At 68.1% G+C, this 6609-nt stretch carries 6 protein-coding genes; 4 read left to right on the plus strand and 2 right to left on the minus strand.

Annotation, left to right across the window (positions count from 1 at the left end; genetic code table 11):
* Positions 1–215: CoA-transferase (locus tag PARJ55_RS0120390; protein WP_028714646.1), on the plus strand; the 215-nt coding region annotated here is incomplete at its 5' end.
* Positions 216–626: 411 nt separating this feature from the next.
* Here PARJ55_RS0120390 and PARJ55_RS24200 read toward each other — a convergent pair.
* Positions 627–773, minus strand: a complete 147-nt coding sequence (locus PARJ55_RS24200; RefSeq protein WP_156929554.1) for a hypothetical protein — start codon at positions 771–773, stop codon at positions 627–629.
* A 269-nt stretch (positions 774–1042) separates the two neighbouring features.
* On the opposite strand from PARJ55_RS24200, the gene PARJ55_RS0120400 reads away from it, so the two are divergent.
* The 3 genes from PARJ55_RS0120400 to PARJ55_RS0120410 are packed head-to-tail and all read left to right on the plus strand — an operon-like array spanning position 1043 to position 5957.
* Positions 1043–2113, plus strand: coding sequence for an HlyD family secretion protein (locus tag PARJ55_RS0120400; RefSeq protein ID WP_028714647.1), 1071 nt, complete (start codon positions 1043–1045; stop codon positions 2111–2113).
* Positions 2110–4848 carry a ribosome-associated ATPase/putative transporter RbbA gene (gene rbbA / locus PARJ55_RS0120405; protein WP_028714648.1) on the plus strand — a complete coding sequence of 913 codons (2739 nt, stop codon included), beginning with the start codon at positions 2110–2112 and terminating at the stop codon, positions 4846–4848. The genes PARJ55_RS0120400 and rbbA overlap by 4 nt, the downstream gene beginning before the upstream one ends.
* The gene (locus PARJ55_RS0120410; protein ID WP_028714649.1) at positions 4845–5957 is read left to right on the plus strand and encodes an ABC transporter permease; all 1113 of its coding nucleotides are present in this window, start codon (positions 4845–4847) and stop codon (positions 5955–5957) included. Before rbbA ends, PARJ55_RS0120410 begins: the two co-directional genes overlap by 4 nt.
* Positions 5958–6485: 528 nt before the next feature.
* Here the strand turns inward: PARJ55_RS0120410 and PARJ55_RS23695 are convergent.
* A partial coding sequence (locus tag PARJ55_RS23695) for an ATP-binding protein (protein ID WP_232215763.1) occupies positions 6486–6609 on the minus strand: 124 nt, incomplete at its 5' end.

Genomic DNA, 6609 nt, shown 5'->3' on the forward strand with positions numbered 1-6609 from the left:
TGGTGGTGGTGATGGACCACACCAACAAGGCGGGCGAGTCGAAGGTGCTGAAATCCTGCACCCTGCCCTTGACGGGCCAGGGCGTGGTGAACCGGATCATCACCAATCTGGGGGTGCTGGACGTGGTTCCGGGCGGGCTGAAGATCGTCGAGCTGGCCGATGGCGTCAGCGAGGACGCGCTGCGCGCCGCGACCGAGGCGGCGATCGTCGGGTGAGCTGACAGGGGGAGGGGGCTTCCGCCCCCTCTTGCGGCTGAAGCCGCAATTCACCCCCGAGGATATTTGGACAAGAAAGAAGGACGGCGTTCCGCGGGGGATGGCGGGATGCCGGTCCCGCCCCTGCGGAGGGCGGGACGAAAATCCCCGGATTCGGGCGCGGCCTCCGTGCCCGGCTCGCAACCTGTTCTGACATCATCTTTTGCGCGCGGCAGGAGCCGCCATCCGTGGCACCGGCCTTGCCGGGCGCGGCTGCGAACGGGGCTTCGTCTTTGGGCCTAGGGCTGTCATGCAGGCCACCGGCCCGGGGTGCTAGCATGAAGGCCGACCGGACAGAATCGTCATGCGCAGGAAGAGAGCAGGATGACGCAATTCGCTGGGGCCACGTGTATCGCCGTCGGCATGGTGTCGCTATGGCTTCTCGGGCGCGTCGATGGTCAGGATCATGTGCGCGGCGCAGTTCAGCATCTCGGCCGGATGCTGCTGCCGCTGGTAGCGATCCAGAAAGACCTCCCTGAGCGGCTTGCGCGTCGGAGGGAAGACGATCAGCTCGCGCATGTTGTCACAGGGGCCATGAGGGACCTGAAGTCGGAAAAATTACCCGGCGTCATGGAACCCGGCAACCTGTCCCTTTGGCGGGGCTGCCCCGGCAGCCTTGCAGGGTTCATGAAGGATCGGCAACGGGTTGGGGATTTCCGGCGCAAGCGGAGCAGCGGCATTTTGGTCAGAGCGCGTCGCGCGCAGGGCGGCTATTGTGGCAGGGCGACGCGATTCGCGCCGTCGCAGCCGGACCGATCCGGCGCCGTTTCTGATCGCGGAGGTCGTGCATGGCAGGCAAGGCAAGATCCTGGTGGGGCGGGGCCGCGGCCCTCGCCGTTCTGGCCATCGTCGGCTGGCTGGCCTGGCAGAACCTGTCGCGGGACGGCCAGCTGGCCGGCATCGCCTCGGGCAATGGCCGGATCGAGGCGACCGAGATCGACATCTCGGCCCTGTCCGCCGGCCGCATCGCCCGCATCCAGGCCGCCGAGGGCCAGGTCGTGCGCAAGGGCGACCTGCTGGTGCAGATGGACACGCTGCAGCTCGAGGCGCAGAAGCGGCAGGCCGAGGCGCAGCTGCGCCGCGCCCGCATCGGGGTCGAGACCGCGCAGAGCCTGGTGACCCAGGCCGAGGCGCAGCACAAGGCGGCCGAGGCCGCGGTCGAGCAGGCGCGGGCGGCGGCGGATGCGGCGGCGGCGCGACTGGCGCGCACCGAAAGCCTGGCGCGCAGCAACGTCGCCTCGCAGCAGGTGCTGGACGACGTGCGGGCCTCGGGGCGCGAGACGCAGGCGGCGCTGGCCTCGGCCGAGGCGAACCTTGCCGCCGCCGAGGCCGGGATCGGCACCGCCCGCGCCCAGGTCGTCGATGCCGAGGCGGCGGTGGACGCGGCGCAGGCGGCGATCGAGGCCGTCGAGGTGCAGATCGGCGACGCCACGCTGCAATCGCCGCGCGACGGCCGGGTGCAATACCGCATCGCGCAAGAGGGCGAGATCGTCGCGGCCGGCGGGCGCATCCTGAACCTGGTCGATCTGGAGGACGTTTACATGACCTTCTTCCTGCCCACCTCGCAGGCCGGCCGGGTCGAGGTCGGGGCCGAGGCGCGGCTGGTCATGGACGCCGCCCCGCAATACGTGATTCCGGCGCGCATCTCTTACGTCGCGGATGTGGCGCAGTTCACGCCCAAGACCGTCGAGACCGCCGAGGAGCGCGAAAAGCTGATGTTCCGCGTCCGCGCCCAGATCGATCCCGAACTGCTGCGCAAATACAGCAACTACGTCAAGACCGGCCTGCCCGGCACCGCCTATGTGCGCATCGACGCCGAGGTCGCCTGGCCCGACGCCTTGTCCAACCTGGTAGAATGACCGCCCTGCCCGACCCTCCCGACGACCCGCCGGTGGCCGAGATCGCCGGCGTCTCGCTGCGCTATCGCAAGGCGGTGGCGCTGGACGGAGTGACGCTGGCCGTTCCCGCCGGCCGCATGGTCGGGCTGATCGGCCCGGACGGGGTCGGCAAGTCCAGCCTGCTGTCGCTGGTCGCCGGGGCGCGGGTGATCCAGCAGGGCAAGATCCGGGTGCTGGGCGGCGACATGGGCGACGCCCGCCATCGCGCCCGCATCTGCCCGCGCATCGCCTATATGCCGCAGGGGCTGGGCCGGAACCTCTATCCCACGCTGTCGGTGGCCGAGAACCTGGATTTCTTCGGCCGGCTTTTCGGCCACGGCCCGGCCGAGCGCGCCCGCCGCATCGACGCGTTGCTGGCGGCGACCGGCATGTCGCCGTTTCGCGACCGCCCCGCCGCCAAGCTTTCCGGCGGCATGAAGCAGAAGCTGGGCCTGTGCTGCGCGCTGATCCACGACCCGGACCTGCTGATCCTGGACGAGCCGACCACCGGCGTCGACCCGCTGTCCCGCCGCCAGTTCTGGGAGCTAATCGCCCGCATCCGCCGCGACCGCCCGGGCATGAGCGTGATCGTGGCCACCGCCTATATGGAGGAGGCCGCCGGCTTCGACTGGCTGGTGGCGATGGATGCCGGCCGGGTGCTGGCCACCGGCAGCCCGGCCGAGCTGCTGGAACGCACCGGGGCCGAGGATCTGGACCGCGCCTTCATCGCGCTTCTGCCCGACAGCGAAAGGCGCGGGCATGAGCCGGTCTCGATCCCGCCGCGCCGGGCCGATGACGGCGAGACCGCCATCGAGGCGCGGCACCTGACCATGCGCTTCGGCGATTTCACCGCCGTCGACGATGTCAGCTTCCGCATCGGCAAGGGCGAGATCTTCGGCTTTCTCGGCTCGAACGGCTGCGGCAAGACCACGACGATGAAGATGCTGACCGGCCTGCTCGAACCCAGCGAGGGCACGGCGCAGCTGTTCGGGACCCGGGTCGATCCGTCCGACATGGCGGTGCGCCGCCGGGTCGGCTTCATGAGCCAGTCGTTTTCGCTTTATTCCGAGCTGACGGTGCGGCAGAATCTCGACCTGCATGCGCGGCTGTTCGGCATGGAGGCCGGACAGGTCGCGGACCGCGTCCGGCGGATGATCGAGCGTTTCGGGCTTGAGGCGGTGGCGGATGACCTGCCCGACGCCCTGCCGCTCGGCATCCGCCAGCGCCTGTCGCTGGCCGTGGCGATGATCCACGGCCCCGAGATCCTGATCCTGGACGAGCCGACCTCGGGCGTCGACCCGGTGGCGCGCGACGCCTTCTGGCGCATGCTGGGCGAGCTGTCGCGCCAGGACGGGGTGACGATCTTCGTCTCGACCCATTTCATGAACGAGGCCGAGCTTTGCGACCGCATCTCGCTGATGCATGCCGGCCGGGTGCTGGTCAGCGACACGGCCGAGGCGATCAGGCAATCCAAGGCCGCGGCGACGCTGGACGACGCCTTCGTCGCCTATCTGCAAGAGGCGATCGGCGACGAGCCCGCCCCCGCCCCGCTGGTCGATACGGCCGAAACGTCCGCCCGGACCGGCGGCTGGTTCAGCCCGGCGCGCATGTTCAGCTATTCCCGGCTGGAATCGCTGCAACTGCGGCGCGACCCGATCCGGCTGACGCTGGCGCTGCTGGGCAGCCTGATCCTGATGTTCGTCATCGGCTACGGCATCAACATGGATGTCGAGGACCTGAGCTTCGCCGTGCTCGACCGCGACCAGACCGCGACCTCGCGCGACTATGTGCTGGACATCGCCGGCTCGCGCTATTTCACCGAAACCGAGCCGCTGGCAGGCTATGACGACATGGACGCCCGCATGCGCAGCGGCACCCTGGCGCTGGCCATCGAGATCCCGCCCGGCTTCGCCCGCGACGTGGCGCGCGGCGGCGCGGTGCAGGTCGGCGCCTGGATCGACGGCGCCAACCCGACCCGGGCCGAGACGGTGCGCGGCTATGTCCAGGGCATGCATGCCGACTGGATCATGCGCAAGACCCGCGAGGCGCATGGCGATGCCGCCGTGCAGGGCAGCTTCGAGCTGGTGACGCGATTCCGCTACAACCCGGACGTGAAAAGCCTGGTCGCCATGGTGCCGGCGGTGATCCCGCTGCTTCTGCTGCTGATCCCGGCGGTGCTGACCACGCTGAGCGTGGTGCGGGAAAAGGAGCTGGGCTCGATCATCAATTTCTACGTCACGCCCGTCACGCGGCTGGAATTCCTGATCGGCAAGCAACTGCCCTATGTGGCGCTGGCAATGCTGAATTTCGCGCTGATGACGGCTTTCGCGGTCTTCGCCTTCCGGGTGCCGCTGACCGGCAGCCTGGCGGCGCTGGCGCTGGCGGCGGCGCTCTATGTCACCGCCACCACGGCCATGGGACTGCTGATTTCGTCCTTCATGCGCAGCCAGGCGGCGGCGCTGTTCGCGACCGTGCTGCTGACCATGATCCCCGGCGCGCAATATTCCGGGCTGCTGGACCCGGTTTCCTCGCTGCAGGGCGTCGGCCGCGCCATCGGCGAGGTCTATCCGACGACGCATTTCATCATCGCCTCGCGCGGGGCCTTCTCCAAGGGGCTGGGCTTTGCCGATCTGGGCATGGCCTTCGCGGCGCTGGCGGCGGCGGGGCCGCTGATCCTGGGGCTCAGCGCCCTGCTGCTGAGGAAACAGGCGAAATGAGGCTGCGCAACGTCTGGAACCTGGGCATCAAGGAACTGCGCGGGCTGTGGCGCGACCCGGCCATGCTGCTGCTGATCGTCTATGCCTTCTCGCTGTCGATCTATACCGAATCGAAGGCGATGCCGGAAAGCCTGTCCAACGCCGCCATCGCCGTGGTGGACGAGGACCGCTCGGCCCTCTCCGAGCGCATCGTGGGCGCCTTCACCCCGCCCTATTTCGGCACGCCGCGGCTGATCACCACGACCGAGATGGACCGCCGCATGGACGAGGGGCTGGACACCTTCGCGCTGGACATCCCGCCCGATTTCCAGCGCGACCTGCTGGCCGGCCGCCATCCCGCGATCCAGCTGAACGTCGACGCCACCCGGATGAGCCAGGCTTTCACCGGCAGCGGCTATGTCCAGCAGATCGTCGCGGCCGAGGTCCAGGAATTCACGGCCGGCCATCGCGAGGAAACCGTCCTGCCGGTCGAACTGGCGCTGCGGGCGCGCTACAACCCGGCGCTGGACGCAGGCTGGTTCGGCGCGATCAACAGCGTCATCGACGCCGTGACCATGCTGTCGATCATCCTGACCGGCGCCGCCCTGGTCCGCGAAAAGGAACACGGCACCGTCGAGCACCTGCTGGTCATGCCGGTGACCGCGGCCGAGATCATGCTGTCCAAGGTCTGGTCCATGGGCCTTGTCGTGCTGCTGGCCTCCAGCTTCGCGATCACCGTGGTGGTCCAGATGGCGCTGCAGGTGCCGGTCGCGGGCTCGGTGCCGCTGTTCATCGCCGCGGCGGCGCTGATGCTGTTCGCCACCACCTCGATGGGCATCTTCCTGGCCACGGTGGCCGGATCGATGCCGCAATTCGGCTTGCTTCTGATGCTGGTGCTGTTCCCGCTTCAGGTGCTGTCCGGCGGCATGACCCCGCGCGAAAGTATGCCCGACATCATCCAGGCGCTGATGGCGCTGGCGCCCAATACGCATTTCGTCATCCTGTCGCAGGGCGTGCTGTTCCGGGGCGCGGGGCTGGGCGTGGTCTGGCCGCAGCTTCTGGCGCTGGCGGTGATCGGCTGCGCGCTGTTCTGGCTGGCGCTGCGGCAGTTCCGCCGCTTTCTGAGCTGATGGCGGGAAACAGCGCGCGCGGTGGTGGTCTGAGAGAAGCCGGACCCGGAGGTCCGGCAGTCGGTAACACGTCAAACCACCACAACTTGACTGATCAATCAATTAACATAAAGCGCGATTCGTTCAAACCGCTTTCTGGCCGCCGGATGCGGAGGCGCGCGGTTTGTGAACCGGCAGGCGCCTGCAGCCCGCTTTGAGGATTTGGGCCACCCCGTTCGGCCTTCAGGACTATTTCGAAAGCCCGAGGGAGCCTCATCGACCGAACTTATGGGCCTGCCGGTGCAGAAGCCCTGCGCAAGTCAAGGAGATCTATTTCAACTCCCGCTTTGGTCTCAATATCTTGCGTAAAGAAGCTTCCTTCGGTGTAACCCGCAGCTGTCAACGGCGGAGCAAAAGTCGGCCGGGGCGGCGGCGTAAAGTCCGGCCAGTTGGGGGGTGCGCCATGGCGCGCGCGCTGGCCACATAGCTGGCGCGAGCCATGGCGCACTGGCCCCTTAGGGCCAATCGTGGGTAGATATTTTATGGTGATCAGCGCTGTTTACGGGCTGTGCTGTTGGCGAGGCGATAGCTTTCGCCGTTCATCTCGATGATGTTGACGTGGTGGGTCAGTCGGTCGAGCAGCGCGCCGGTGAGACGCTCGGAACCGAAGGGT

This window comes from Paracoccus sp. J55 (genome assembly GCF_000513975.1).
Lineage (GTDB): Bacteria > Pseudomonadota > Alphaproteobacteria > Rhodobacterales > Rhodobacteraceae > Paracoccus.